The following is a 26,421-nucleotide window of genomic DNA, read 5'->3' as shown; positions in this document are numbered from 1 at the left end:
TCAACCCATGCAGACTGGCAATTTAAAAAGTGATTATCACTTGCGCTTATTTACTAGTATTCCACAACCCGCCCAACGAACTTAGAAGCCCTTCGCTAGCGCCTTGCTTGTTCAAGTAATCCAAGATGACTGGAGCAAACTGACTGATCATAGATGGGTCTAAACCTAACGTATCGAATGCACTTTTTACTGCACTGATATTCTCAATATTTCCTAGTAAGCTTTGTGCTCCTTGCAAGTTTGAAAGTCCAGGAATCAAAGACTGTAATTCACTACTATTTTCTTGCGAAAGCTGGCTTTGAGCCAAAGCGAGTAGCGCACCACTGCCTCCGGCTGCTTGCTCAGTGGATACTGGTAATTGGCTAGTTAGCATGTCTGTTAATGGAGATGACTCGGTGTTCAAGCTGCTGCCGACCATGTCCATCAGGCCACTTTCTTTACTTTTTTGAGTGACTGAATCTAAGAATGCGTGCGCACTACCAATGTTGATTGATAGGAGTGCTAGAGTTAGGAGTGTTTTACGCATAGTACCTCCAAAGGTTGAGCGTTTTTTAAAAGTGATTTTATTTTTAAAGGCTATCAGAGTGAAAGGTTCAGAGGTGAGAAAGTCTATTCAGTTTAGACAAAAAAAACGGCGCTAGTGCGCCGTTTTATTTAATCATAATTGAAAATGGTTTCAATTAGATAATATCTAATAGTTCTACTTCGAAAACTAAAGCTGCAAATGGAGGGATAGCCGCACCAGCGCCACGCTCACCGTACGCAAGATCTTGTGGTACGTATAGCTTCCACTTAGAGCCAACAGGCATTAGTTGTAGTGCCTCTACCCAACCTTTAATTACACCTGTAACAGGGAATTCAGCAGGTTGACCGCGAGATACAGAGCTATCGAATACAGTACCGTCAGTTAGCTCACCGTGGTAGTGAACGCGAACAGAGCTTTCTGCTGTAGGAACTGCACCAGTACCTTCAGAAATGATTTCGTACTGAAGACCAGAGTCTAGAACGTTAACTTCAGGTCGTAGAGCGTTGTCTTTTAGGAACGCTTCGCCTTCTGCTGCCGCAATTTTTGCTGCTTCTTGGCGAGCTGTTTCTGCACGAGTGTGAAGTTCTTGTAGTGCTTTGTTGATTTCATCAATTTCGATTGATGGCATGTCACCAGTTAGTGCTGTTGCAATACCTGCTGCGATAGCATCAACGCTAAGACCTTCAAGACCAGAGCCTGCAAGTTGCTGACCCATTTGCAGACCAATGCCGTAGCTTGCTTTTTGTTCTGCAGTTTCAAATTTAATTTCAGACATGAATGTCGCTCTTATTAGGAGTGATAAAGGTAACAGGATATCAGTTTCGAGCTTAGGTTTAAATGATTGCGACTGAATGCTTAATTGAGGCGGCCAGGTTGTGACTTATCTCTTACTCCAAGTGAAATTTCTGCTAATTTAATCCCAATTCCATTTTAGTTTGGTGAAAAACATATACTCTCCGCGTCGGTATTTTTATACTGACCGTAGAAGTATTAAGGGACTCATTACAATGAATCGTCGCAGAAAGAAAAAGCAGCAAGTCGACTATGTCGAATTGGTTAAACAAAAATTCGCTGCTATCGACTGGAAGCAGCCGTTCAACAAAGAGCAATGGTTGGAGCGTATACAGCCTGTTAAGCAGTTTTGGTTGCGTCTGCCTAAATTTCACCAGCGTGCTTTGATGGTCTTAGTGCCATTGATTCTGGTACTCCTTGTTATTCCTTTGCCGAATAAAACAGACCAGCCAGTTGAGCAGACTGAGGTCGATCATCAACGCGTAGCGATTGAGCTGAACGCGCAGAGTTTAAGCCAGCAGCGAACCTCTCAGAACTCTGGACCGAAATCTGAAGACTGGAAAGAGTACACGGTTAAAAATGGTGATACATTAGCGCAGGTTTTCAGAAGTAATCAGCTCTCTATGGCGGATCTTAGCGCTCTGGTCAAAATAGAAGGCAGTGATAAGCCGCTAAGCCAAATAAAGCAGGGACAATTGATTCGCTTTAAGCTTAGTGACGAAGGTGAGTTAGATATGCTACAGCTGGAAAAAAGCGGGCGGTCCGTTATGTTTTTCCGTTTATCGGATGGGACCTTTGGACGTAACAAGTAAATGCTTCAAATGAAAAGACGCGAAGATATCGCGTCTTTTTAGTCAGTTTTTCATAGCGATTAGTTTTCATAGTAACCAATCGAGTTGAAGCTTATAGCGCTACGGATTCTTTCCGCATATCCACATGAGGGATACCGTCTTCAAGATAACACTCTGAGATAACCTTGAATCCATGACTAGCATAAAACTGGATGAGGTGTTCTTGAGCACCTATATCTATTGTCTGTCCTGGCCATAATGTTTCGCATTGTGCCAAGGCCTTGTCCAATAACTTATGACCTAAGCCACCGCCTCGCGCGGTCTGCTTTGTCACCACTCGACCAATACTCACATTGTCATACGTAGTGCCTGCGGGCAGTAATCTTGCGCAAGCAACCAGTTCATCACCGTGATAGCCTATTAGATGATAAACGCCTTCCAGCGTGTCCTTACCATCAAGTTCAGGGTAAGGGCAGGTTTGTTCAACAACGAATACATCCACACGCAATTTCATCATTTCATACAGCTGCGTGGTTGTTAGCTGAGCAAAGGGCAAAGTAATCCAAGTGAGCATGTTGTTATCCGTAATGAGAATAGAGTGACTGACTTTACTTTGTTTTGAGCTCATACTCATTAACAAAGGTTAATTAGCACTGGTTTTCCCACCAAATCTGGTGATAATGTGCCCTCTTTCCATCTCACCTGAGGATATCCCCGTGAGCAAACAAACATTCGATCAAGTTGGGCTTAACCCAGCGTTACTCGCCACACTTGATTCCCTGAACTATACCCACATGACGCCAATTCAAGCTTTGAGCTTGCCTGCAATCCTAAAACATCGTGATGTCATCGGGCAGGGTAAAACGGGCTCAGGTAAAACCGCTGCATTTGGTTTAGGGGTTTTATCGAACCTCAACGTCAAACGCTTTCGTGTCCAGTCATTAGTATTGTGTCCAACACGTGAGCTTGCAGATCAAGTAGCGAAGGAAATTCGTACTTTAGGTCGCGGCATTCATAATATTAAAGTGCTTACTCTCTGCGGTGGGATGCCAATGGGGCCACAAATTGGTTCGTTAGAGCATGGTGCGCATATCCTAGTTGGTACTCCTGGTCGTATTTTGGATCACCTTGAAAAAGGCCGAATTGATCTTAGCGAACTGAATACCTTGGTGCTAGATGAAGCTGATCGCATGTTGGACATGGGTTTCCAAGACGCATTAGATGCAATCATCGATGCAGCGCCAAAGCAGCGTCAAACTCTACTTTTCAGTGCTACTTTTCCAGAAAAAATTGAGCAAATTGCGCAGCGTATAATGCAGACACCGGAAGTGATTAAGGTGGAATCGACGCATGATACCTCAAGCATTGCGCAGTACTTCTACAAAGTTGAAGGCTCGGAAGCACGTGATGAAGCGTTGGCGAATTTGCTGCTGACTCACCAACCAGAGTCCGCGGTGGTTTTTTGTAATACCAAAAAAGAAGTTCAAAGTGTCGCAGATGAGTTGCATCACAAAGGATTCAGCGTTATCGATATCCATGGGGACTTAGAGCAGCGTGAACGCGACCAAGCATTGGTGCAGTTTGCTAACAAGAGTGTGTCTATCCTTGTTGCAACAGACGTTGCGGCGCGTGGTTTGGACGTTGATAATCTTGATGCTGTCTTTAACTTTGAGCTATCGCGCGATCCTGAGGTTCATGTGCACCGTATTGGTCGTACAGGTCGTGCGGGTAGTAAAGGTTTAGCGTTCAGCTTTTTTGGTGAGAAAGACGGTTTACGTGTAGCTCGTATTGAAGAATACCTAGAGATGGACGTGGTACCAGCAACATTGCCTGCCAAATCAAATCAGCAGCCATACCAAGCGAAGATGGTGACGATTAATATTGATGGCGGTAAGAAACAGAAAGTACGACCGGGTGATATTTTAGGTTGTTTGACAGGAAAAAATGGTATTCCAGGCTCTCAAGTCGGAAAGATTCACCTGTTCCCTGTGCGCGCTTATGTTGCCGTCGAAAAATCTGTGGCTAAAAAGGCTCTACAAACCATTAGTAACGGCAAGATGAAAGGGCGCCAGTTCCGGGCGCGAATTCTTAAATAGCTCAAATAGCAGAGAAAAAGCTCTTCGTTTGAAGAGCTTTTTTCTTTTTTGAGTTTATTTGAGAGTGTGATCTTTGGTTAAGCGTGCTTTGATTCGACTCAAACTGATTGGCGTAATGCCTAGGTAGGCCGCAATTTGACTATCGGTAATACGTTGCTTTAAATCTGGGTAATGAGCGCAAAATAATTGATATCGTTCCTCTGGAGAGTAGAGCAACATAAAGCGTTCTTTATTCTCTTTATTAACCAGTTGGTTTTCGAGTAGCTTTAAGTAAATGGCGTGCTTTTCTGCTCGCCAGTGATGCAACGTTTCAATTGGCAAGCAAAATAGCTGACAAGCGCTCAGCGTTTCCAATAAGTAAGGCGAAGGTTGGTCCTTTATTATGCTCTCAAACCCGATAACCCAGTCCTTCTCCCAATAAAATTCTTTACTGAATTCTTTGCCGTGCTCAGTGAGATAGCTTGCGTGACATAACCCCTCAATGATGAAGTAAAGGTGTGAGCTCAACTCTCCTTGGTGATTAAGAATGTGGCGTGTAGGCAGTTCGAGCAACTCACCATTTTCAATAAGTTGGTTTGCTTCTGTCTCTAAAAAGCCATGATTGACTAAGTCTGAAAAAAGATCGCTGTGCATGTGATAACTCGGAAACGGTTTTCTTTATTTTAACGGGTTTTATTGATAACAAAAAAGCGGCTCATGAGAGCCGCTTAGTGTTGCTGTCAAATCAACCTTATTTATTCAGATCGATTTGATAAATTGCGAAACCAATGTCGTCTGTTGACACGCGTTTCATTGGGTATTGTCCTTTCTCTTTGATGAACTGCGCCGCTTTATCGCTAGGGGAGGTTTCGAAACGAATATCTAGCTTGTTATCGGACTTAATCGGTGCGAAAGACCAGTTGTTGTCAGCGCTTGGTGTCACTTCTCCTTTTTCTTCACTCACGCGAGAAATATAAGTGGCGACGACAGAGCGGTTTTCATCTGGTGCGTCAAATGCAATGAAATCTGGGCCTGTACCAGGGAAAGTATTGCTATAAGCACGGTAGTTATTGGTTGCGATGATGAAATCTTGCTTCGGATTGACAGGCTTACCATTGAACGTCAGATTCACAATGCGCTGAGAATCTGGATTAATCACTTTACAATCCGCATCGTACTTCGGCGGTTGGGTAATGTCGATTTGGTAGTTAACCCCATCAATAACATCGAAGTTGTACGTACGGAAATTATCCCAATCAATCAAAGATTGCGGTTCAGGATTGTTGATGTCGATGTGGTTGAATTGACCCGCACTGCACTCTAGCCATTCGCGAACTTCTTTACCTTTCACTTTCATCGCAACCAAGGTGTTTGGATATAAGTAAAGATCGGCCGCATTACGAAAGGTGAGCTGACCGGATTCTACTTCTGTAAAGTTATTCGGATCGTTCTTACGACCGCCGACTTTAAATGGTGCTGCCGCACTCAGTACTGGAATGTCAGAAAGGTCTGGGTCGCCTTGAATAAAGCGTTCTACGTAGTCTTTCTGAGCAAGGTTAACGATTTGAATGGTGGGGTCGTCCTGCACTAATGCCAAGAAGCTGTACATGACATCATTTGCTTTGCCGATTGGTTGGTTTACAAATTCACGAGTGCCTTTGTGATCTTCTTCTAACGCTTTCACAATATCTGCATCGGCTTTAGCTAATGACTTCTTATTTACTTTATCGAAGATAGGGCGTGCTTCTGCTTGGCCTTCGACGACTTGCCATCTGCCGTCTTTCTCTTTCAGCATCAAATCCATCACACCTACGTGACTTCCCCAGCGGCCCGGCATCACGGACGTTACACCATTGATGGTCCCTTTATCTATATCAACACCAGGTAGGTTTGCGAAGTCTTTCCCTGGGAAGACGGCGTGAGAGTGGCCAAAAGCAATCGCATCAATACCTTCAACTTCTGTGAGGTAGTAAACAGAGTTTTCAGCGCCTAGTTTGTATGGATCAGTAGAAATGCCCGAGTGTGGAATCGCCACAATCACGTCTGCGCCTTCTTTCTTCATTTGAGGAATCAGTTTCTCTGCTGTTTCCTTAATGTCTTTAGCAAAGACTTTGCCTTCTAAGTTCTTCTTATCCCATACCATAATTTGTGGTGGTACAAAGCCGATGTAACCCACTTTTATTTGATGCGCTTCGCCGTCTGTGTCTTTAAATGTGTGAGTTTTGATGAGGTAAGGCTTGAAGTAATGCTCACCGGTTTGTTTATCAAATACGTTTGCATTGATGTAAGGGAAGTTTGCCCCCTTCAACGTCGTTTGTAGGAAATCTAAGCCATAGTTGAACTCATGATTGCCAATGTTGCCCACATCGTAGTCTAGCTTGTTCATCGCTTTGTAGACTGGGTGCACGTCGCCGGGATTAATCCCCTTTGCCGCCATGTAATCGCCCATTGGGCTGCCCTGAATTAAATCACCGTTATCTACTAGTACCGTGTTTTCTGTCTCGGACTTAGCTTGTTTCACTATTGTCGCTGCGCGACTTAAACCGATTTGCTGTGATGGTTGGTCTTTGTAGTAATCGTAATCCATCACGTTGGTGTGAATGTCGGTGGTTTCGATAATACGAAGCTTGATGGTATCGGCCATTGTTGGGCCAGCAAGCGTTAGCATGCCACTTAATACTGCGAGGGAAATAGGATGAACTGCCACTTTCATTTGGTGCTCCAATTCAATGATAAGGGGAAATCGTACTGCGTAATGTATCAAACACAGATGCAACTCGATGATAAAGATACAGAAAACTGTGAACATTAATCAGTTTACTGAACCTTATTCATATTAACCGCCGACTTTTTCACGCTTTTGAATGAGACCAAACAAAAACTTCTTAGCAGATTTTTGAATAAAAAATGAAATTTTAGAATTTCAGGTAATATAAACGCCCCGCCATAATGCTTGCATAACGATATCAATGGACGATGAGCAAGCACATGGCAACGAACGATTCAGTCACTTCTTTTCCTAAACCAAAGCCCCGGTTAGTTTCTGACAACCCAGTCGCTGGTGTTACTCGTTTTGCAAAGCAATCGCTACAGCCTGGTGAAGTCGCCTTAGTAGGTGCAGGACCAGGCGATCCTGAACTTCTGACGGTGAAAGCACTGAACTGCTTGCAGCAAGCTGATGTGGTTTTGTACGACTACTTGGTGTCTGAAGAAATCATGGCATTGATTCCAAGCGATACGATTTTGGTGTGCGTTGGGAAGCGAGCTGGGCATCACAGTGTGCCGCAGGAGAAGACGAATCAGCTTTTGGTGGATTTTGCCAAGCAGGGCTACAAAGTAGTGCGCATTAAAGGTGGGGATCCGTTTGTATTCGGTCGTGGTGGTGAAGAGTTAGAAGTGCTTGCTGATGCCGGCGTTCGTTTTCAAGTTGTCCCTGGCATTACCGCAGCAGCTGGCGCAACCGCTTATGCTGGTATTCCACTGACTCATCGTGATTATGCGCAATCGGCCATCTTTGTGACTGGCCACTTGAAAGAAGAAAGTGATGAGATGGATTGGTCCACGTTGGCGCGTGGGAATCAGACTTTAGTGATCTACATGGGGCTGATGAAATCACACTATATTCAGAATCAACTCATTAAGCATGGTCGTTCAGCGTCGACTCCGATTGCCATTATTGAGCGTGGCACGCAGATTCAACAAAAAGTATTTACGGGAGAACTCTCCCAACTCTCTGATTTATCGAAGGAAGCACAGTCGCCATCTTTGATTGTTGTCGGAGAGGTAGTGCGACTGTCTCAAAAGTTAGACTGGTTTTTGTCTAGTACTGAATTCAACAAAAGTGCTATTGCCAACTCCATATAATTTCAGACCAAAGATTAGAGACGTAATGCGCCTTCAAGCTTAAAAAGGAAATACAAAACATGGACCAACAACGTTTAACTCACCTTAAACAACTCGAAGCGGAGAGTATCCACATCATCCGTGAAGTTGCGGCTGAGTTTGATAACCCAGTCATGATGTATTCGATTGGTAAAGACTCATCAGTGATGCTGCACCTTGCGCGTAAAGCTTTTTACCCAGGTAAGATTCCATTTCCATTGCTGCATGTTGACACCGATTGGAAGTTCCGCGAGATGATTGAATTTCGTGATCGCACCGCGGCCAAATACGGTTTTGAGCTTTTGGTACATAAGAATCCAGAAGGTCTAGCCATGGGCTGTAGCCCGTTTGTTCATGGTTCTTCTAAGCACACTGACATCATGAAGACTCAAGGCTTAAAACAAGCGCTGAACAAGTACGGTTTTGATGCTGCCTTTGGTGGTGCGCGCCGCGACGAAGAGAAATCACGGGCGAAAGAGCGCGTGTATTCATTCCGCGATAAGAACCATACATGGGATCCTAAAAACCAACGTCCTGAGCTATGGAAGACGTACAACGGTCAGGTTAATAAGGGTGAGAGCATTCGTGTATTCCCACTGTCTAACTGGACTGAGCTTGATATCTGGCAATACATCTATTTAGAAAACATCGAGATCGTGCCGCTTTACCTCGCGGACAAACGCCCAGTTGTTGAACGCGATGGCATGCTGATCATGGTGGATGATGATCGTATGGAGCTTCAACCGGGTGAAGTGATTGAAGAGAAGAGCGTGCGCTTCCGTACCCTTGGTTGTTATCCATTGACCGGGGCCATCGAGTCTGAAGCAAACACTTTAACTGGCATTATCGAAGAGATGCTGGTGGCAACGTCGAGTGAGCGCCAAGGCCGAGCGATCGACCACGATCAGTCAGGATCGATGGAGCTTAAGAAACGTCAAGGTTACTTCTAAAGGATCTAAGGAAAGATAATGAACAGTGCAGTTGAAGCTCAATTAGCCGAGCTTGGTATCGAAGGCTATTTAACACAACACCAGTACAAGTCGTTACTTAGATTCTTGACTTGTGGCTCGGTGGATGACGGTAAAAGTACATTAATCGGTCGCTTACTCCATGACTCAAAACAAATTTATGAAGATCAGCTAGCGGCAGTGCATTCAGACAGCCAACGTGTGGGTACCACGGGTGAAAAGCCCGACCTTGCGTTGTTGGTCGATGGCTTACAAGCTGAGCGAGAGCAGGGGATCACGATTGATGTGGCTTACCGCTATTTCTCGACGCAGAAACGTAAATTCATCATTGCAGATACTCCTGGACACGAGCAGTACACACGTAACATGGCTACAGGTGCATCGACATGTGACTTAGCTGTGATTCTGGTTGATGCACGTAAGGGCATTCTCGATCAAACTCGTCGTCACTCTTTCATTTCCAACCTGTTGGGCTTGAAGCACTTTGTTGTGGCGATCAACAAGATGGACTTAGTGGATTACTCCCAAGAGCGCTTTGAAGAGATCCGCGATGAGTATCTGAAGTTCTCTGAGAATCTGACAGGGGATATTGATATTCAAATCATCCCGATCTCAGCGCTTGAAGGGGACAATGTGGTGGATAAAGGCCAAAACCTGACTTGGTTTAAAGGCCCATCATTGCTTGAGCTTCTTGAAACGGTCGATGTGGATCAAGAAAAAGGCGCGGGTGAATTCCGCCTCCCTGTGCAATACGTTAATCGTCCTAACCTAGATTTCCGTGGTTTTGCGGGGACCATTTCTTCTGGTTCGATCAAAGTCGGTGATGCCATTAAAGCATTGCCATCGGGTAAAACGTCAACTGTGGCTCGTATTGTGACATTTGATGGTGATATCGAAGAAGCTCGTGCCGGATTAGCTGTCACTCTGACGCTAAGCGATGAGATCGATATTAGCCGTGGCGATTTGATTGTTCTAGATAATGCTCAAGTGGAAACCACAAACCATTTGCTTGCCGATGTGGTATGGATGACAGAGCAACCCCTGCAACCGGGTCGTGACTATGACATCAAAATCGCAGGTAAGAAAACCGTAGGTCATGTTGAAGCGATTCGTCATCAATATGACATTAATAATCTCTCGACTCATAGCTCGGCAGAGCTGCCATTGAATGGTATTGGTTTGTGTGAATGGTCTCTTAATGAGTCAGTCGCGCTGGACAATTATCAAGACTGTGCAGATACCGGTGGCTTTATCATTATCGATCGTCTGACAAACGTGACGGTTGGTGCCGGCATGGTTAAAGAGAGCCTCGCCGTGGTTGAGCGCGATTTGACGGACATCTCTGCGTTTGAAGTTGAGCTTAATGCGCTTGTCCGTAAACACTTCCCACACTGGGAAGCAAAAGACGTCAGCCAGTTTCTGAAAAAGTAACTGGCTTACCCAAGTACGATAATTTCAGGCTCTGTCTGCTGTTGTACTTGGGGCGTCGCTACCTAACTGAATTGCGAAATGTCGTTAGGTATTCTCCTAATACCAGAATGCTTCGGTGGAGCCCAAGAAAACCGAGCATTCTGATGTTCTTTTCGCTTGCGCTGATTTTTGTCTGTTTACTCGTTTGTCGGTGTTTCATGGATAAATGAGTCGTTGTTGTGCCCTTTGGGGCTATTTGGTAAGGAAAGGCTATGTGGGAACAAGGGTTTGTGTTAGCGATTTTGCTTGGCATTATCACTTGCTTGCTTGTCACGAAAATTAAGCCTAGTTACGTCTTTGCGGGTGCCGCTTTTATTGCATTCATGGCTGGGATGATGGATTCAGCCACTATCGCATCCAATTTTACCAACTCTTCATTGTTAACCCTGGTTCTATTGATTCTTGCATCCTGTGCTCTAGAAAAAACACTGCTGATCAGTTGGGTGAGCCGAAGTATCTCTGAGGGCCAGTTAGGCAGCGTGATTGCTAAGCTCGGTGTATCGACCGCCTTGCTCTCTTCATTTACGAATAATACCGCTGTGGTTGTCTCATTGATTGGGGCGATTAAGCGTAATCAGCAGCATGCACCTTCGAAATTACTTATTCCCTTGTCTTACGCCGCCATTTTTGGTGGCACGTTAACTTTGATTGGTACGTCGACTAACTTAATCATCAACAGCTTTGTCGAAGACGCAGGCTTACCGAGCCTGAGCTTTTTTACACCTACGATGATAGGTTTGGCTGTGCTGGTGGGAGGGATGCTGATTCTTATCCCACTGAGCTACTTGCTACCGAATTATGATGATCAAAACCAAGAAGATTTACCTTACTTTCTTGAGTCTCGCGTTGAGCCTGGATCACCGCTAGTTGGGCGTACGATCAGCGAGAATAATTTACGTGCGCTGCGCAAACTGTTTCTTGCAGAAGTGGTGCGCGATGGTGTTACTGTTTCTTCTGTGGGACCGGATTTTGTGCTCAATGCAAAAGACCGCCTGTTATTTTGTGGCGATGTTGAGAGCGTCGCGACCCTGCAAGAAATTCCGGGTCTCAAGTTGTTTGGTCAGCAGCACTTAAATGGGCAAAACTTTATCGAAGTTGTGGTGAGCTCGTCGGCGACATTTTGCTACAAAACCCTCAAAGAAAGCCGATTCCGCGACCGATTCGATGCCGTTGTTGTGGCGATTCGCCGAGGCCACGAACGCCTAGAAGGTGGCTTGGGTAGTATTACCTTAGCGCCAGGAGACACGTTAGTTCTAGTTCCAGGAAAGCGTTTTGAGTCTGAACGCCGAGCTCATCGTAAAGAGTTTGTTTTAGTGCATGACTTGGACTCTAGCGCTCGGCTTGATACGAATAAGTCTTCCATTGTATTACTGGGCTTTGCAGCCGTAATTGGATGCGCTCTATTAGAGTTAGTACCGATTATTAAAGGTCTAGCTGCGTACCTTATCGCGCTTATTGCGTTTGGTATTGTGCAGATTTCAGAACTGCGCCGCCGTTTTCCGATCGATATCGTCGTGATTGTCGGTTCCGCTTTGTCTATTGCTCAACTGATGATCTCTTCTGGATTGTCAGAAAGAATGGGAGTGATGTTTATTGAAGCGTTTAATGGCTGGGGAGTATTTGGTGCCTTGGTGGCGACTTATATCATGACATTGGTACTCACTGAATTGGTGACAAACAATGCCGCGGCTGCGCTTTCTTTTCCTATCGGCTATAGCATGGCGGTGGGTTATGGCGTGGATCCGATGCCATTCATCATGGCGGTTTTGTTCGGCGCGAGTGCGAGCTTTATCTCTCCCTACGGTTACCAAACTAACCTGCTGGTTTACAGCGTAGGAAATTACAAATTGACCGACTACGTGAGAATTGGAGTGCCAATTTCGATTGTGTACTCTGTATTAGTACTTACTTTGATCCCGGTCTTTTTCCCGTTTTAATTCCGATATTTACAAGGATACGTTATGACTGCCGAAACGACGGTAAAAGATGAAAACATTGTTTGGCACCAGCATTCGGTTGATAAACAGTTTCGTGCTGAATTAAAGAAGCAAAAACCTGCCGTATTGTGGTTCACTGGTCTATCTGGAGCGGGTAAATCAACCGTAGCAGGGGCGTTGGAAAATCGCCTTGCAGCATTGGGTTACCACACCTATTTATTGGATGGTGACAATGTACGACATGGTTTGTGTAGCGATTTAGGTTTTTCTGAACAGGACCGGCGCGAGAACATTCGTCGTATTGGTGAACTGGCGAAGTTGATGGCAGATGCGGGTTTAATTGTTCTGTCGGCGTTTATTTCACCGCATCGTGCAGAGCGGAAGTTAGTACGCGATTTATTGCCAGAAGGCGAGTTTATCGAAGTGTATGTCAATGCATCTCTAGAGGTTTGCGAAGGTCGAGATCCTAAGGGTTTATACCGTAAAGCCCGTGCGGGAGAGATTCCTAATTTCACTGGTATTGATTCGGAATATCAAGCGCCAGAGAACCCTGAAATCGATTTGCCCGCGGGAGAAAAGAGTGTCGATGAGCTGGTGGATTTGTGCTTAATCGATCTTAAACAACGCGGTGTGATCCGATAAAAAAGCATTTAGATCATAGGTGACCTAAAGCTCTTTGAGCAGCTGGAGAAGTATTTGGATCATAGGTGATCAAATGCTTCTCAAGCTGGCTAGACGGTATGATGAACCGTACTTTTAGCTTCACTATGGACACTAAACCTATGATTTAACAGTGCAAGCATTTGATCGTAGTATTCGGCATGTGGTTTGTTTCCGAGTAAGGTACAGAGCTCATTACCTGTCGGTGTGAAGCGGTAATATAAAAGGCGGACACCTTTACTGTTTACGTTCAGTGACAAGTTTTTACCTTGGTAGGTAAGGACCAACGGTGTCTCGATACTAATTTCGCCAGATTCAAGTTCGGCACTGTGCAGCAGCCCTAATTCAATTAAGAGCAACAAGCTTGAATACGGCAGTTGAAAACTTCCCATATTTAGGCTGTTAGCGACGTCTCGCTTGCCGAAGCTAAATATGCCTCCTTGCGCTTTGTAACCAATCAGCAGTTTTCTGCTGTGATCCCCTCCAAAACTGCACGCTAAAGAGGCGGCTCTTTGCAGAGTTTGTGCTTCCTTTGGTGACATATCCTTGAGGGTTTTCAACGCTTTCATGGACGTTGAACCCGGATTGGTCACTTCACGCTTCATCACTTGAGCCCATAGCTTTTGCATCGCGCTGTTATGGATGTCTTGAGCCATCTCAAAAAATCGATGCAACCAATCTTGGTCTGGCTCTCCCGCTGTCTCATCTCGGCATGAACTGTGCGCTAATTTTAAAATCTGTTCTAAGTTTTTTTGTCGCTGTTCTTGGCGTCGTTGCTCTCGCAATTGGGCTCTTTCAAACGCAGATTTGGCTGGCGGTTCGGTTTGCAGTAAGGCGTCAAGACCGTGTATTTGGGCTATGGTTTTTACCTTACTAGCACTGTCTTTTATGTAGCCTTGTTTCTTTTCTTGTTGCGTATTTTTTTTTGTGTCTGACTGATGTTCGATGACAACAGGTTGCTTTGTCGGGTCTGCCATTCGTTTTCCTACCAAGAACTGCGCGGTTCGCACGTTTAAATTTACACCTTATCTGACCAAGCGACCAGACAGGAGTTCTCAGTTTTTGAACGAATAGGGCTATTCAAAATGATAATGAGTTGTTAAAATTGTTATCGTTATTTTGGAGGGGCTATGAAGTTCTCAGAAGCAGGTAAACTCAAAAAGCACCTGTCGATAGCGTTTCTTTTGGTTATTTATGTGGGCGTATTAGCGTATTTATCTCGTTATATCGTGTAGCACAAAGCTAAAAAAGGCGCCAGTGTGACGCCTTAGGTGTAGCGAGGCTTATCGACGACTTAAATTACATATCGTCGTAGGCTTCTATTTCTGATCCCTCAATAACGTAAGCCGTTTCTGCCAGTTCGTGGTTTATCGTCTCGGTTTTCAACGTTCCAACCACATATATAACATCCCACAACTCTTGAACAGGCGCGCCTTTCGGAAACTTCACGTAAATGATCTGGTTTGGAGGCGGTGGTGGCACGTGAATACAAGCTCCAAAATATGGCACCAATAAAAATTCGGTGACGGTATCGGCATCACCTTCAAGTGGGATAACAAACCCCGGAATTTTAACTTGGCTTCCGTTCAGTTCTGGTCGAACATTACCAATCTTGGACTGCTGCGCTGCGCCACCACTGTGATCAGATGCAGGCATGCCTATACTGTCGAACAATTTACGCTCTTTTTCTGGAACAAGGTCAATCCAGTCAAGCTTCAATGGTTCTTCGCTGGCCATAACAGGCGCTGTGAATGCGACGACCAGCAAGCAACTTGCGAGTATTTTTTTCCACATTTTATTAAATCCTTATTGTCATTCCGTCACTCAGTGACTGTCGGTAGGCGCGGAGTGCGGGAATGAAACCAATCACAATACCAGCGCATTGTACGAAACCTAATAGCATCCACTCATAAGTAGATAAGATGCTTAAGGTGAGATGTATTCCATAGTGCTGTTGGATGATCGGCTGCGCGATAGCAAGAATGGCATACAGCCCAGTAACGCCAGTAATAATACCAGCAGCAGTAAGCAAGCTAGCTTCACTAATTAAGAGTGAGAAAACATGACGAGGCCTTGCTCCCATGGCACGCAAAATCGCCATTTCACGGCGGCGTTCCTGTAGGCTAGTTAATAGACTGCTTAACATACCTAACAACCCTGCAATCACGACAAAACCAGATACTGCCATTAGGGCTTGCTCTGCAACCGACATCATTCCCCATAACTCATGCAACGCAACGCCGGGCATAATGGCGCTAAGCGGCTCTTTGGGGTAGGTGTTAATTTGTCTTTGCAGGGCGAAAGTTTGAATACGAGATTTCAAACCAACGAGCATAGCGGTAATTTGTTTGGGCTGAAAGTCTCTGTTTTTGAGATCTTGTGCCTTGGGTGTCGGGCCCAAACGCGCACCACTTTCCCATCCGACGTGAATGGCTTCGATTGCTTCTAGTGATACATGGACAGTTTTGTCGACTGGTGTTCCTGTAGGAGCAAGGATACCGACAACTTTAAATGGCAGATTGTCATGACGGCTAAAGCCAACGTCGCTAATGCCGTGGGCAATGATGATTTCGCTACCGATATCATAACCAAGTTGTTTAGCGACATCAGAACCTAGCACGGTTTCAAATAAACCATTGAATTCTCTACCCTTGCCAAATGTTAGTGGTTGCTTACTTCCAAACTTGTAATGCTCAAAGTAACTGTGATTGGTTCCCATAACTCGGAAGCCTTTATGCGAGTCGCCAAGCGAGATTGGAATAGCCCAATCGACTGAACGATGATTGGCAAACTCTTGGTAGCTTTTCCAATCGATGTTGTTGGTCGCATTACCAATACGAAACACAGAATAGAGCAATAGGTTCACTTGCCCAGAGCGTCCACCAATAATGAGGTCAGTGCCTGAAATTGTATTGGCGAAGCTATCCTTGGCTTGAGTTCGGATACGCTCGACGCCCAAGAGGAGTACCACTGAAATCGCAACGGTCATGATGGTTAGAATTGCCGTCGCTTTGCGGTTCATCAAGCTTTTCCAGGCGAGCTTTACAACAGCACTCATGATATGGCTCCTAGGCTAGATACTTGATTAATGTCGGGTAGATTGAGCGTGCGATCGAATAAGGGTTCGAGTGTTGGGTCGTGGCTAACGAATACCAGTGTGGCATTGGCTTGATTCGCTTGCTCCATAAGGAGCTCAATAAATGCTTTACGATTGTCATAGTCTAAAGCTGAGGTTGGTTCGTCAGCGATCACTAACTCTGGATGTCCTATCAGAGCTCGAGCCGCAGCCACACGTTGTTGTTGACCAATACTCAATTCAGAGACAGGGCGTGTATGAAGCTCGTTTGGCAAGTGCAGTCGTTCTAGTAGGGCCTGAGCCTGTTCATTTAATGTTTGAGATGAGGCACCTAAATGGGCACGGTCACGTCGTATTTTACTGAACTGACATGGCAATAATACGTTTTCAAGTACGTTAAGGTACGGCAATAAATTGAACTGTTGAAAGATGTAGCCAATATGATTGGCGCGAAAGCGGTCTCTCTGACTGGCACTTAAACTAGCAAGGTCAGTATCGAGTACAGATAGAGAGCCTGAAGTTAATGTGTTAATCCCCGTCAACAAAGCGAGCAAGGTCGATTTACCGCAGCCACTTGGACCTTTGATAAACACATGCTCGCCTTGTGTAATGTGTAATTTAGGGATGTGGATGGTTGCGTTGATTGAACCGGGCCAGAAAAATTGGGCATCCTCTAGCTCGACAACATTTGGTGTGGTTTCAGTCATATTAAATCACCAAAGCTGTGGCGTGTAAGTGGGTACTTACACGCCACTCGTGTTATTTGATTACGATTTGGGTGTTATCTTTGCTTAATTTAATTGCTGATTGCATGGTATCAGTGAATATATTGACGCTGATGGACTCTGTAGTTGGGAATTGGTTAAACCAATCGGTTTGGATTTGGCTAAGCTGATTAACTTGTTCGCAACTGAAGCGATATTGCACCGAAAATTCACCGTGACCGCCATGATCGTGCGCTTCATCATGAGCGTCATGGTGGTCATGTTTATCATGATGTTCATTATGATCATGGTGTTCGTGCCCTTCATGATCGTGATGTGCATGGTCATCATGGTCGTGCTCACTATGATCATGTTCCTCATGAGTTTCGCTTAGGTTGTGGCTCACGTAAGCTTCTTCAACACTACAATCAGCTTGTGAGTTAATAGCGAACAATGCGTTGCTGTCTTCGAGTGTAGCGACGGCTTGTTTAAGCGCTTGCTCTTGTTGTGCGTTTTCTGGAGCATGTTCGAAACCCACAACATCAGCTCCAGGAGCTGTGAGCTCTACTAACAGATCTTTGCCATCTTGGGCGATATTAAACTCGACGTGACCATGCACATGAGCACCATGCTGGCGGTATTCGTTTGCATTCGCTGCTGTCGATAAAGTGAGGCCAATAGCAAGGGCTAAAACGTGTTTTGATGACATTGTATTTTTCCTAATTTTACTGGCATTAACCAAAGGCGGTATTGCTCAGATTCGAGTTTCACTAAGTTATTGTTCCCTGACACACTAGGTGCGGGAATGAACTCAATAATTTTGAGTGTGGAATAGTTTGGAAATTAAGCAAAATAAGGAGGGGCACGAGCAGCGCCAAGAACTTCTTCGCCGTACACGAGATGCAAAAAAACATGATGATGCTGGGCGCGCGTAAAAGTCGGTGTAGAGAGGGTAGGTTGTACCTTTGCTATACCGTGCTGAACACCAGAAAATAATTGGCAATGATGATGGGTATGATGGTCGGGCGTCAGATCGACTTGATGAAGTACAACCGCAAAGTTCCAAGCGATCAGCAACGCAACACTGAAAAATAAAGCAGTGCGATACCAATATCTTAGTATTTTTTGCTGGTGGTGGTACATCTGAGCTCCTCTTACCGACTGTTATAATATAACACCCATAATGAATAAAAGTTCACTCTTTTGTTGGCTAGCAGAAAAATTTAACTCAACACATACGTGCCGAAAAATATTGGTAATACTCTCTGATGGAAGTGTCGCACTTATAAAGAGCAGAGTTATCACTGCCCATGCTTCTAATCAAATTCATATAGCTCCTTACAACAGGAACAAGGAGCCATTCAATGAAGCTAGATGTTCTGTTTAATAAGCTCAATGACTTTTGTTATCTCATCTTGCTCAAGTGCGCCCTCTTTGACAAACAGAACTTTGCCCGTTTTGTCTTGAACAATAATGGCCGAACTTTCTTCTTTCAGGTCCCAAGTATTAGCAACTACGCCATTTTCATCAAGAACCATGGATGACCAAGGAAACTCTTTTTTGCTGTCTTGAGCTGAAGACTTCACGAACGAGCCTGTCCCCCAAATTGCATCATCTTGGTTGATGATAGTCGTGGTCTGGTAGCTTTCTTGTGGAAAATTTGCCGCTGTTATTGCCGACATTAAAGGGGCATTCATCTCTTTTGAGCTGCTACGGCCTGCGATGGCTTGAATAACACGAACTTTGCCTTGCATATGTTGAGTTGCCCAGGGTTGGTATGCAACGCCTTCGCCTTGTAAAACAATCTCGCCGTAAGCGGCAACATTGACAGGAGGAACGCTTTTTCCCACTGACAAGTTGTGTGCAAAGGTCAAGCTTGGCGTTAAGGCCAGTAGTAGAGGTAGGAGAGTCTTAGTTTTCATATTGTTATATTCCGTACGAGGTTTGGAAGCTTCCAGTATATATCCAGATCCTAGAAATTTGTAGGACCGTTGATAACATTTATTTAACGTATGGAGTGGTGTAATCTTGCGTTATATTTAGAATTTGCTAAAATGAGTTCCGTCGCAAATTGCGCATTAAGATTGCAGAGGAAAAATAAGCAATCCGTGTTTTCTCAAAGGAATTGAGGTGAGTTATGCTACGTGAGTTTGCTGTATATCGACCATTACAAGTGGCCCGTTTTGTTAAAACGTTGTTCAAAGGTCAGTTTTTTATTGTTGGGGTTGGCTGTTTTCAGTTCGACAATGGCAAAGTGTTACTACCTGACGTCAACGATCATAAAAGGCTCACCGTCTTTAAAGAAGTCAACCAAGTGATAGCATCATTATCGGCTTAGTTAGCTTGGTACCCACTTAGATTTAGAAAAGAGCGACCATATCGGTCGCTCTTTTTGTTGCTGGTTAGGTTTATCCTTGGAGGCTTGGTGGGAAGCAAACTCCCGTTCCTCCGATGCCACAGTAACCATCAGGGTTTTTCGCCAAATATTGCTGGTGGTAGGTTTCCGCAAAGTAATACGGACCTGCTGGTTGTATTTCGGTGGTGATGTTCGCGCGTTGCTCTTCTTGCAGTGCTTGTTGATACAAGAGTTTCGATTTCTCTGCGCTCTCGAGTTGCTCCGTCGAATAAGTGTAAATTGCAGAACGATATTGAGTACCTAAGTCGTTACCTTGACGCATTCCCTGAGTTGGGTCGTGTTTTTCCCAAAAAACAGCCAGTAGCTTTTCTAATGAGATGACGCGTTCATCGAAAACGACTCGTACGACTTCTGTATGACCCGTTTTACCTGTACAGACCTCTTCATAGGTGGGATTGGGTGTGTACCCCCCAGCGTAACCGACCGAAGTAGATACAACGCCGTCGAGTTGCCAAAATACGCGCTCAGCGCCCCAAAAACAGCCCATTCCGAGCAAAATCTGCTGTTGGTGTGACGCAAGAGGCGCCTTTAGGTTAGATTTATTTACAAAATGATGATCGTCAATCTGCATTGGTTGATCTCTACCTGGCAAGGCATCTTCTATACTGATCAATGTTTGTTTGTTGAGCATGGTATTTGTCCTTCAATACGTGTCTTAAATTTGCGAACTTTTTCATTTCGTCTGTATCTGATGCTGTGATGACATAGACCGCGTTAAACCTATTAATATTACAGACTTAGAATCTAATTGGCGTTATCATTATTTACGTTTACTTAACCTCATTCAGCCATAAAAGCATGATAAAAAAAGCTCTCCCCACCATTGTTGGCCTGTTTGCCTTTTCTCATGGTGCCTATGCCGATGTTTCTTTGACTTTGAAAGGCATTGATGGCGCTTTAGAAGAGAATGTCAGTGCGTATCTATCATCTATTCCAGAGAAGGATTACTCCACTTCTCTGCGTTTTCAAGCGAGATTAGATCAAAGTATCACTGAAGCGCTTAACGCGCTTGGGTATTATCATGCAAAAATTTCATACTCTATTCCTGAAGCGAATGATGAGTTAATTGTGCTCATCAAGCCGGGCTTGCCAGTGAAAGTGAAAGTCATGGATGTGGTCATCACTGGAGAGGCCAAGGACGATGAAGAGTTTGCAAAACTTATTGAGCGCTCTCCGCTCAAAGTTGGTCAAGTTTTGAATCAAGGCCAATACGACAGCCTTAAGTCAGGCATTCGTAACTTGGCGCTTCAGCGTGGTTACTTCAATGGTGAGTTTACGCTAAGTCGATTAGAGGTTATCCCTGATCTGAACGAAGCTAATGTCCGTTTGCACTACAGCAGTGGAATACGTTTCAATTTTGGCGACGTTTCTTTTATTGGCAACCACATCTGGGAAGATCGTGTCGCATCATTACAACCTTTTAAAGAAGGGGACCCATACAACGTTTCGAAGCTGGGCGAGTTTAACCAGAAGCTATCAAATACGGAGTGGTTTTCCTCAGTTTTTGTTGAGCCTGAATTGGATAGGCTTGATGATGGCCGAGACTTGCCAATTAAAGTGTCTTTATCTCCTGCTTCCAAGAATCAGATCGAGACGGGTATTGGTTACTCAACGGATGTCGGCGTTCGAGGGACGTTGAAGTGGAAGAAACCTTGGGTGAGCTCCCGAGGACACAGTTTCAACACCGCTTTATCCCTATCTAAGCCAGAGCAAACCGTGACTGCTTCTTACAAAATTCCTTTAGAAGATGTCGCTAACGATTATTATCAAGTTCAATATGGGCTTAAAAACCTAGACAACCGTGACACGCAGAGTATCGAGTCTAACCTTGCAGTGGAGCGTCATTGGTTAGCAGACGGTGGTTGGCATAATACCGTTTATGTTCGTCATTTGTACGAGAGCTTTACGCAAGGTTTACAAGATGATGAATTCAACTTCGTACTTCCAGGTGCGACATTTTCTCGGACTAGGGTTCGAGGGGGCAATATGCCAATGTGGGGAGACAAGCAAAGCATCACTATTGAGTATGGTGATACCGCTATGCTTTCTGAAACTAGAGTGCTCCGCTTAATTGGCTCGACTTCTTGGATTCGTGGTATTGGAGAGAATCATCGTGGTTTGTTCCGCTTAGAAGGTGGTGCGAATATTACCGATGAACTTGAAAAGCTATCACCGTCGCTGCGTTTCTTCGCAGGTGGTGACAATAATATTCGTGGTTACGGCTATGAATCTATTTCACCTGTGGATGAGAGTGGTGCTTTGACGGGTGGTAAATACATTGTTAGCAGTACATTAGAATACCAATATCGTGTTTATGGAAACTGGTGGGCTGCAACGTTTTACGATATTGGTGATGCGTTTAATGAAACACCAGATTGGAAATCAGGTGCTGGTGTTGGTATCCGCTGGGCGTCTCCGGTGGGCCCTGTTAGTTTTGATTTTGCATGGGGGTTGGATGCAAAACCAGAACGAGAGTTTCGTATCCACTTCTCATTGGGGCCTGAGCTATGATCAAAATGATGTTTAAGTGGACCAAATGGCTGTCGCTCAGTTTGATTGGCCTATTGCTGTTGCTCATCATTATTGTCGCGACAGTTTTGTTTACCCACCCAGGCCTCAAATTTGCCTTGTGGGGAGCTGAAAAAGCATTACCACAATTGCAGATTGAAAAAGTGCAGGGTTCATTGTTTCCTCGCTTCGAACTGCATAACGTCAGTTTTGTCGATGAGTCTTTGAATATCGACGCCAAAGTCGAGCGTTTAGCTTTGGCAGTGAACTTCCGCTGTTTCTTTGACCCTAAGGTCTGTGTCGATGAGTTAAGACTGCAGGGGCTTGACTTTAAGATGCCAGAGCTACCGCCAGCAAGCGAGGAGCAAGAGGAAACACCACCACTGCGTTCTATCAGTACGCCAGTGCCAATTTTTGTTAATAAAGTCAGCTTTAATGACATCAATGTCAATGTGCTGGGCAATCAAATTGATTGGCAAACATTCTCGACCGCTTTGTCGATGCAGGGTGATCGTTTGGTGATCGCACCTACCGCGTTGAAAGACATTAATGTGGCTTTAGCACCAAGTGAGGCTGAACCTGAAGCGGCTGCCGAGGAGCCGAAAGAAACTGACGTTACGCCGCAAGATATTGTGTTACCCGAAGTATGGATTCCACTGACGGTTGAAGCGCGTCGTCTTGATATTCACAATTTCAAACTGGCGGGTGAAACGCCAGTGATCGTCAATCATCTTGGTTTGGTTGCAAGAGCAGGCGGTGAACGTGTTGATGTCAAAACGTTAGAGCTCGACATGCCAGAAGTGGAAGGCAAGTTGAGCACACAAGTGACGCTTTCTTCTGATTACCCTATCAAAGCGCAATTGGACGCGTTAGTGAAGCAAGCGGATGCGAAGGGACAAAAACTGTCGCTTTCGGTCTCGGGTTCGGTTGGTGATTTGTCACTAAATGCTACGCTTTCTGAGCTTGTACAAGCGGAGATCAAAGGTGATATTCAACCGCTTAAAACACAGTTGCCGTTTGATGTCGCGATTAAAAATGTACAGGCGCAATGGCCGCTATTTGGACAAAGCGATTACCAGGTTTCTGTACCAAGCTTGGCGGCAAAAGGCTCACTTGATGGCTACGAAGTCGCATTAGAAACCAAAGCTTCGGGCAAAGATATTCCCGCCGTTGATGTCGCACTAAACGGCAAAGGTACGCTAGAGCAAATTGACCTCGAAAGCCTTGTAGTGAAAACCTTAGGGGGCGAACTCTCTGGGAAAGTCATGGCCAATTGGGCCGCGCCAATCAACTGGCAAGCTGACTTGAACCTGAAAAACATTCAACCAGGTTTACAATGGAAAGAAGCTGAAGGGGATATCAGCGGTAACCTTTCGACTTCGGGGTCGTTAACAGAACAAGGCGGTTGGCAAGTCAGTTTGCCTAAGTTAGACATTGACGGCATTTTGCGAGGGTATCCGCTGAATGTTGAAGGGCAACTTGAAGCGTCTGATAAAAACGGCAAAGGCGAAGACATCCAACTTACCACTCAGGGTTTAGCGCTTTCTCATGGTCCAAACCAACTCAGTGCAAAGGGTAAGATCGATAAGCAAATTCTGATGGATGTTGAGGTTAACTTCCCTGATTTTGCGAAAAGTGTTCCGGATCTTGCAGGTAAGATGCAAGGTAAAGTCGCACTACGTGGTAGCTTGAAAGAACCAGACATCAATCTTGATCTCGCTTTAAATCAGATAAACTGGCAGCAACAGGCGAACGTAGAAACGATCACCTTAAAGGGTGATGTGAAGCCTCTGCCAGCACCAAAAGCGAACATAAGCCTAATTGCGAACAACATTACCTATGACGACATAAAAGTTGATAGTGCTGACCTTGAAGTCTCTGGGGATGAAAAACTGCATCAACTGACGCTCGATGTAGTGTCTGACCTGGTGTCGACCAGTTTAGAAATTGAAGGGACATTCCAGCAGAAACCAGAAATGATTTGGGATGGGGCGCTGCGCCGCTTGACGCTGAGCTCGCAACAAGGCCCGTGGGCGTTGCAAAAATCGACCGCGGTGAAGGTCAATATCGACAAACAGATCGCGAACGTTCAAGCGCATTGTTGGTTGCAAGCGGAGTCGAGCGTATGTCTAACCGAAGACATTAGTGTTGGTAAGAGTGGCCAGGCGAAGCTAGCCATCAATGATTTTGATTTTGACCAAATCAAGCAATTCCTGCCGCCAGAAACCAAGCTGCAAGGCTCGGTTAATGCACAGGTTTTTGCTAAATGGGCACCAGAGAAAAAGCCCGAAGTAACCTTAAGTGTCAATATGCCAAAAGGCCAAGTTGAACAAGCACTTGAGCAGCCAATTAAAGTCGGTTGGGAAAGCTTCAACTTTAAAGCGGCATTAGCGAAAGACAAGCTTGATGCCGAGTGGCTATTTGATGTGAAAGATAACGGTGACTTGTCTGGTAAGGTTTCTTTACTGAATGTCTCGTCTGAAAAGCCCACTATTGATGGTAAGGTTTCACTCTCTACGTTCCACTTGGACTTCTTGGCACCGTTGATTGGTGAGTACAGCTTGTTTAAAGCAAACATGAATACTGACCTAGCGATATCAGGTGACGTTATGCATCCGAAGGTGAACGGTCAGTTCTTGATTGACCAAATGAAGCTACAGGGTGAAGTCACACCGATAGATATAAACTCAGGACAGGTCGTCATCAACTTTAAAGGTCATCAAGCGGACTTGGATGCTGGAATTTTAACCCCGGATGGTGAGTTGAACGTTACCGGTGATGCCGACTGGCAGGACTTACAGAACTGGCGCACTAAAGCGCGTGTATTTGCTAAAGAGCTCAATGTTGATTTGCCTCCAATGGTAAAAATCAAAGTTGAGCCTGACATGACAATAGATGTGACTCCTCAGCTTGCGAAAATTGAGGGTGATATTAATTTGCCATGGGGCAGAATTGTCGTCGAAGAGCTTCCACCAAGTGCAGTAGGCGTATCGAGTGATACCGTTATTCTCGATAAAAACTTGCAACCAGTGGACGATGTGGCTGCGATGCCGTTTGATGTGGAAACGAACATCAACATTAAAATTGGTGATGACTTCCAACTTGCCGCTTTTGGCTTAAAAGGTGGGTTGAAAGGGAACCTAAACGTGACACAAAAAGACAAAGGTCCTTTCATCGTTGGTGAAGTGAATGTTGTCGACGGTTCTTATCGTTCGTTTGGTCAGGACTTATTGATTAAAGAAGGTAAGATTCTGATGAATGGTCCACCAGATCAACCTTACTTGTCTATCAAAGCGATTCGTAATCCAGACAATACCCAAGATGATGTCATTGCGGGGGTACAAGTGTCAGGCCCAGCATCTGATCCGAGTATAGAAATTTTCTCAGAGCCCGCGATGAACCAAGCCAATGCACTTTCTTATCTACTTCGTGGTCAAGATATTGATGGTGAAGCCGGTGGTAATGCAATGACTACTACCTTAATTGGTTTAAGCTTGGCGAAGAGTGGGCGTGTGGTTGGTGAAATCGGTGAAGCCTTTGGCGTACAGGATTTACAGCTGGACACTGCTGGGTCGGGCGATGATTCGCAAGTGACGGTGAGTGGTTATATTCTGCCTGGTTTGCAGGTGAAATATGGTGTCGGCATCTTTAACTCCCTAGGTGAGTTCACTGTGCGTTACCGATTGATGCAAGACTTGTATTTAGAAGCGGTATCTGGTGTAGATAGCGCCGTTGACCTACTCTATCAGTTTGAGTTCGATTAAAGTGCTTTAACCTAAGCATACACAGTCATGACTAAGGAGTGGTTATGCAGCATTTGATTTTTGTCTACGGCACGTTACGCAAGGGAGAGTACAACCATCAGTATTTGCGCTCGGCGCAGTTTCTTGGTTTACATGAAACGGATGCTCAATTTGCAATGTATGACTTAGGCCCTTATCCAGCGTTGTCTGTTGGGCAACGCTCGATTCAAGGTGAAGTGTATCTGATTGATGATGAAACCTTATCGGAGCTAGATAGGTTAGAAGATGTGCCAGTGGAATATCGCCGAGAGAGCATCGTTACGCCTTTTGGCCAAGCTTGGATCTACTTATATCAAGATATTGAGCAGTTAACCGAAGAAATCGCTTCCGGAGATTGGTGTCAAAAGGTGTGAGCTATACTGACATTATCAATAGCAACGAGCTAAACACTAAGGAGTCACGATGAAAGCATTCGTAATTGGAGTAATGGCGTTGCTTCTTGCTGCATGCGCACAAACAACACTACCGACTTCGAATAATGTGACCGATTGGCAAGTGTTTGGTAAGCAGTCAGCTTTAGATGGATTACGGGAGTTATCTGAGGAGCGAATTGCGAAGCTGGATGATGTTAACCATGCGACGCCAGAACTGATAATGGCTTATCAAGCGGGTTACCAGCAAGGTAAACAAGAGTATTGTGAGCAAAGTGCTTATATGCTCGGTGTTATCGGGCGTCCGTATTTTGGCATTTGTGATGATGTTGACCCCTTCTTTCAACATGACTACGACGCTGGACGAATGTCTTCAGCAGGCGCACCTATCTAGTTGACACAGGTAAGATGAAAGCAAAAGAGCTGCCCTAGAGCAGCTCTT

At 45.0% G+C, this 26,421-nt stretch carries 25 protein-coding genes; 12 read left to right on the top strand and 13 right to left on the bottom strand.

The window, feature by feature from the left end; genetic code table 11:
- Positions 1-46 precede the first annotated feature (46 nt).
- Both R7O13_RS12415 and R7O13_RS12410 read right to left on the bottom strand, forming a co-directional pair.
- Positions 47-526 carry a DUF2780 domain-containing protein gene (locus R7O13_RS12415; RefSeq protein ID WP_017820297.1) on the bottom strand — a complete coding sequence of 160 codons (480 nt, stop codon included), beginning with the start codon at positions 524-526 and terminating at the stop codon, positions 47-49.
- A gap of 154 nt (positions 527-680) precedes the next feature.
- Positions 681-1,301: an FKBP-type peptidyl-prolyl cis-trans isomerase gene (locus R7O13_RS12410; RefSeq protein ID WP_005383137.1), complete on the bottom strand. Its 621-nt coding sequence runs from the start codon at positions 1,299-1,301 to the stop codon at positions 681-683.
- A 232-nt stretch (positions 1,302-1,533) separates the two neighbouring features.
- On the opposite strand from R7O13_RS12410, the gene R7O13_RS12405 reads away from it, so the two are divergent.
- Complete coding sequence (locus R7O13_RS12405; RefSeq protein ID WP_017820296.1) at positions 1,534-2,130, top strand: LysM-like peptidoglycan-binding domain-containing protein; 597 nt, start codon at positions 1,534-1,536, stop codon at positions 2,128-2,130.
- A gap of 91 nt (positions 2,131-2,221) precedes the next feature.
- Here R7O13_RS12405 and R7O13_RS12400 read toward each other — a convergent pair whose 3' ends face one another.
- Positions 2,222-2,683: a GNAT family N-acetyltransferase gene (locus R7O13_RS12400; protein WP_017820295.1), complete on the bottom strand. Its 462-nt coding sequence runs from the start codon at positions 2,681-2,683 to the stop codon at positions 2,222-2,224.
- Between the two features lie 142 nt (positions 2,684-2,825).
- On the opposite strand from R7O13_RS12400, the gene dbpA reads away from it, so the two are divergent.
- A complete protein-coding gene (gene dbpA, locus R7O13_RS12395) occupies positions 2,826-4,205 on the top strand; it encodes an ATP-dependent RNA helicase DbpA (protein ID WP_005379583.1) in 1,380 nt (459 codons plus the stop codon).
- Between the two features lie 54 nt (positions 4,206-4,259).
- Here dbpA and R7O13_RS12390 read toward each other — a convergent pair whose 3' ends face one another.
- Positions 4,260-4,838, bottom strand: coding sequence for a Crp/Fnr family transcriptional regulator (locus tag R7O13_RS12390; protein ID WP_033906009.1), 579 nt, complete (start codon positions 4,836-4,838; stop codon positions 4,260-4,262).
- 97 nt (positions 4,839-4,935) lie between these two features.
- Positions 4,936-6,897, bottom strand: coding sequence for a 2',3'-cyclic-nucleotide 2'-phosphodiesterase (gene cpdB / locus R7O13_RS12385; RefSeq protein ID WP_198556780.1), 1,962 nt, complete (start codon positions 6,895-6,897; stop codon positions 4,936-4,938).
- Positions 6,898-7,172: 275 nt separating this feature from the next.
- Between cpdB and cobA the strand changes: the two genes are divergently transcribed.
- The 5 genes from cobA (at position 7,173) to cysC (ending at position 13,083) form a co-directional block, all read left to right on the top strand.
- A complete protein-coding gene (cobA, locus tag R7O13_RS12380; RefSeq protein ID WP_031780800.1) occupies positions 7,173-8,048 on the top strand; it encodes a uroporphyrinogen-III C-methyltransferase in 876 nt (291 codons plus the stop codon).
- 59 nt (positions 8,049-8,107) lie between these two features.
- Positions 8,108-9,016, top strand: a complete 909-nt coding sequence (cysD, locus tag R7O13_RS12375; protein ID WP_005379592.1) for a sulfate adenylyltransferase subunit CysD — start codon at positions 8,108-8,110, stop codon at positions 9,014-9,016.
- A gap of 18 nt (positions 9,017-9,034) precedes the next feature.
- Positions 9,035-10,465: a sulfate adenylyltransferase subunit CysN gene (cysN, locus tag R7O13_RS12370; protein ID WP_318303953.1), complete on the top strand. Its 1,431-nt coding sequence runs from the start codon at positions 9,035-9,037 to the stop codon at positions 10,463-10,465.
- 251 nt (positions 10,466-10,716) lie between these two features.
- Positions 10,717-12,441: an SLC13 family permease gene (locus R7O13_RS12365; protein ID WP_005379596.1), complete on the top strand. Its 1,725-nt coding sequence runs from the start codon at positions 10,717-10,719 to the stop codon at positions 12,439-12,441.
- 24 nt (positions 12,442-12,465) lie between these two features.
- The gene (gene cysC, locus R7O13_RS12360; RefSeq protein ID WP_005379598.1) at positions 12,466-13,083 is read left to right on the top strand and encodes an adenylyl-sulfate kinase; all 618 of its coding nucleotides are present in this window, start codon (positions 12,466-12,468) and stop codon (positions 13,081-13,083) included.
- Between the two features lie 89 nt (positions 13,084-13,172).
- Here cysC and R7O13_RS12355 read toward each other — a convergent pair whose 3' ends face one another.
- From R7O13_RS12355 to R7O13_RS12325, 7 genes are all read right to left on the bottom strand, one after another.
- Positions 13,173-14,078, bottom strand: a complete 906-nt coding sequence (locus R7O13_RS12355) for a TIGR03899 family protein (RefSeq protein ID WP_005379599.1) — start codon at positions 14,076-14,078, stop codon at positions 13,173-13,175.
- 322 nt (positions 14,079-14,400) lie between these two features.
- The gene (locus tag R7O13_RS12350; RefSeq protein ID WP_005379600.1) at positions 14,401-14,895 is read right to left on the bottom strand and encodes a DUF3299 domain-containing protein; all 495 of its coding nucleotides are present in this window, start codon (positions 14,893-14,895) and stop codon (positions 14,401-14,403) included.
- Positions 14,896-14,899: 4 nt separating this feature from the next.
- Positions 14,900-16,159: an ABC transporter permease gene (locus R7O13_RS12345; protein WP_053306844.1), complete on the bottom strand. Its 1,260-nt coding sequence runs from the start codon at positions 16,157-16,159 to the stop codon at positions 14,900-14,902.
- A complete protein-coding gene (locus R7O13_RS12340) occupies positions 16,156-16,884 on the bottom strand; it encodes an ABC transporter ATP-binding protein (RefSeq protein ID WP_017820286.1) in 729 nt (242 codons plus the stop codon). Before R7O13_RS12340 ends, R7O13_RS12345 begins: the two co-directional genes overlap by 4 nt.
- 52 nt (positions 16,885-16,936) lie before the next feature.
- Positions 16,937-17,590, bottom strand: a complete 654-nt coding sequence (gene zrgA, locus R7O13_RS12335; protein ID WP_318303951.1) for a zinc uptake protein ZrgA — start codon at positions 17,588-17,590, stop codon at positions 16,937-16,939.
- A gap of 134 nt (positions 17,591-17,724) precedes the next feature.
- Entirely contained in the window at positions 17,725-18,024 is a 300-nt protein-coding gene (locus R7O13_RS12330; RefSeq protein WP_080996158.1) for a DUF2607 family protein, read from the bottom strand.
- A 227-nt stretch (positions 18,025-18,251) separates the two neighbouring features.
- On the bottom strand, positions 18,252-18,803 hold the full coding sequence (locus tag R7O13_RS12325) for a YtfJ family protein (RefSeq protein ID WP_005383122.1): 552 nt from the start codon (positions 18,801-18,803) through the stop codon (positions 18,252-18,254).
- 215 nt (positions 18,804-19,018) lie between these two features.
- Between R7O13_RS12325 and R7O13_RS12320 the strand changes: the two genes are divergently transcribed.
- A complete protein-coding gene (locus R7O13_RS12320) occupies positions 19,019-19,219 on the top strand; it encodes a DUF1107 domain-containing protein (RefSeq protein WP_104975813.1) in 201 nt (66 codons plus the stop codon).
- Positions 19,220-19,289: 70 nt separating this feature from the next.
- Here R7O13_RS12320 and msrA read toward each other — a convergent pair whose 3' ends face one another.
- Complete coding sequence (gene msrA / locus R7O13_RS12315; RefSeq protein ID WP_005379620.1) at positions 19,290-19,928, bottom strand: peptide-methionine (S)-S-oxide reductase MsrA; 639 nt, start codon at positions 19,926-19,928, stop codon at positions 19,290-19,292.
- Between the two features lie 167 nt (positions 19,929-20,095).
- On the opposite strand from msrA, the gene R7O13_RS12310 reads away from it, so the two are divergent.
- From R7O13_RS12310 to R7O13_RS12295, 4 genes are read left to right on the top strand one after another with little or no spacing between them, the layout of a single operon-like run.
- Positions 20,096-21,808 (top strand): autotransporter assembly complex protein TamA, encoded by a 1,713-nt coding sequence (locus tag R7O13_RS12310; protein ID WP_005383121.1) that lies wholly within the window; start codon positions 20,096-20,098, stop codon positions 21,806-21,808.
- Positions 21,805-25,569 carry a translocation/assembly module TamB domain-containing protein gene (locus tag R7O13_RS12305; RefSeq protein ID WP_104978740.1) on the top strand — a complete coding sequence of 1,255 codons (3,765 nt, stop codon included), beginning with the start codon at positions 21,805-21,807 and terminating at the stop codon, positions 25,567-25,569. The genes R7O13_RS12310 and R7O13_RS12305 overlap by 4 nt, the downstream gene beginning before the upstream one ends.
- 44 nt (positions 25,570-25,613) lie before the next feature.
- Complete coding sequence (locus tag R7O13_RS12300) at positions 25,614-25,961, top strand: gamma-glutamylcyclotransferase (RefSeq protein WP_170890672.1); 348 nt, start codon at positions 25,614-25,616, stop codon at positions 25,959-25,961.
- A gap of 49 nt (positions 25,962-26,010) precedes the next feature.
- Positions 26,011-26,373, top strand: a complete 363-nt coding sequence (locus R7O13_RS12295; protein WP_017633454.1) for a DUF2799 domain-containing protein — start codon at positions 26,011-26,013, stop codon at positions 26,371-26,373.
- Positions 26,374-26,421 lie beyond the last annotated feature (48 nt).

It is taken from the genome of Vibrio sp. Y176 (assembly GCF_033438945.1).
The sequence above is the reverse complement of the archived record's forward strand: the minus strand, read 5'-3'. Positions and strand labels throughout refer to the sequence as shown.

What these genes read in the sequence shown, in the direction of transcription:
- R7O13_RS12415 (WP_017820297.1), bottom strand. Translation starts at nt 526, where the DNA reads ATGCGTAAAACACTCCTAACTCTAGCACTCCTATCAATCAACATTGGT.
- R7O13_RS12410 (WP_005383137.1), bottom strand. Translation starts at nt 1,301, where the DNA reads ATGTCTGAAATTAAATTTGAAACTGCAGAACAAAAAGCAAGCTACGGC.
- R7O13_RS12405 (WP_017820296.1), top strand. Translation starts at nt 1,534, where the DNA reads ATGAATCGTCGCAGAAAGAAAAAGCAGCAAGTCGACTATGTCGAATTG.
- R7O13_RS12400 (WP_017820295.1), bottom strand. Translation starts at nt 2,683, where the DNA reads ATGCTCACTTGGATTACTTTGCCCTTTGCTCAGCTAACAACCACGCAG.
- R7O13_RS12390 (WP_033906009.1), bottom strand. Translation starts at nt 4,838, where the DNA reads ATGCACAGCGATCTTTTTTCAGACTTAGTCAATCATGGCTTTTTAGAG.
- cpdB (WP_198556780.1), bottom strand. Translation starts at nt 6,897, where the DNA reads ATGAAAGTGGCAGTTCATCCTATTTCCCTCGCAGTATTAAGTGGCATG.
- cobA (WP_031780800.1), top strand. Translation starts at nt 7,173, where the DNA reads ATGGCAACGAACGATTCAGTCACTTCTTTTCCTAAACCAAAGCCCCGG.
- cysD (WP_005379592.1), top strand. Translation starts at nt 8,108, where the DNA reads ATGGACCAACAACGTTTAACTCACCTTAAACAACTCGAAGCGGAGAGT.
- cysN (WP_318303953.1), top strand. Translation starts at nt 9,035, where the DNA reads ATGAACAGTGCAGTTGAAGCTCAATTAGCCGAGCTTGGTATCGAAGGC.
- R7O13_RS12365 (WP_005379596.1), top strand. Translation starts at nt 10,717, where the DNA reads ATGTGGGAACAAGGGTTTGTGTTAGCGATTTTGCTTGGCATTATCACT.
- cysC (WP_005379598.1), top strand. Translation starts at nt 12,466, where the DNA reads ATGACTGCCGAAACGACGGTAAAAGATGAAAACATTGTTTGGCACCAG.
- R7O13_RS12355 (WP_005379599.1), bottom strand. Translation starts at nt 14,078, where the DNA reads ATGGCAGACCCGACAAAGCAACCTGTTGTCATCGAACATCAGTCAGAC.
- R7O13_RS12350 (WP_005379600.1), bottom strand. Translation starts at nt 14,895, where the DNA reads ATGTGGAAAAAAATACTCGCAAGTTGCTTGCTGGTCGTCGCATTCACA.
- R7O13_RS12345 (WP_053306844.1), bottom strand. Translation starts at nt 16,159, where the DNA reads ATGAGTGCTGTTGTAAAGCTCGCCTGGAAAAGCTTGATGAACCGCAAA.
- R7O13_RS12340 (WP_017820286.1), bottom strand. Translation starts at nt 16,884, where the DNA reads ATGACTGAAACCACACCAAATGTTGTCGAGCTAGAGGATGCCCAATTT.
- zrgA (WP_318303951.1), bottom strand. Translation starts at nt 17,590, where the DNA reads ATGTCATCAAAACACGTTTTAGCCCTTGCTATTGGCCTCACTTTATCG.
- R7O13_RS12330 (WP_080996158.1), bottom strand. Translation starts at nt 18,024, where the DNA reads ATGTACCACCACCAGCAAAAAATACTAAGATATTGGTATCGCACTGCT.
- R7O13_RS12325 (WP_005383122.1), bottom strand. Translation starts at nt 18,803, where the DNA reads ATGAAAACTAAGACTCTCCTACCTCTACTACTGGCCTTAACGCCAAGC.
- R7O13_RS12320 (WP_104975813.1), top strand. Translation starts at nt 19,019, where the DNA reads ATGCTACGTGAGTTTGCTGTATATCGACCATTACAAGTGGCCCGTTTT.
- msrA (WP_005379620.1), bottom strand. Translation starts at nt 19,928, where the DNA reads ATGCTCAACAAACAAACATTGATCAGTATAGAAGATGCCTTGCCAGGT.
- R7O13_RS12310 (WP_005383121.1), top strand. Translation starts at nt 20,096, where the DNA reads ATGATAAAAAAAGCTCTCCCCACCATTGTTGGCCTGTTTGCCTTTTCT.
- R7O13_RS12305 (WP_104978740.1), top strand. Translation starts at nt 21,805, where the DNA reads ATGATCAAAATGATGTTTAAGTGGACCAAATGGCTGTCGCTCAGTTTG.
- R7O13_RS12300 (WP_170890672.1), top strand. Translation starts at nt 25,614, where the DNA reads ATGCAGCATTTGATTTTTGTCTACGGCACGTTACGCAAGGGAGAGTAC.
- R7O13_RS12295 (WP_017633454.1), top strand. Translation starts at nt 26,011, where the DNA reads ATGAAAGCATTCGTAATTGGAGTAATGGCGTTGCTTCTTGCTGCATGC.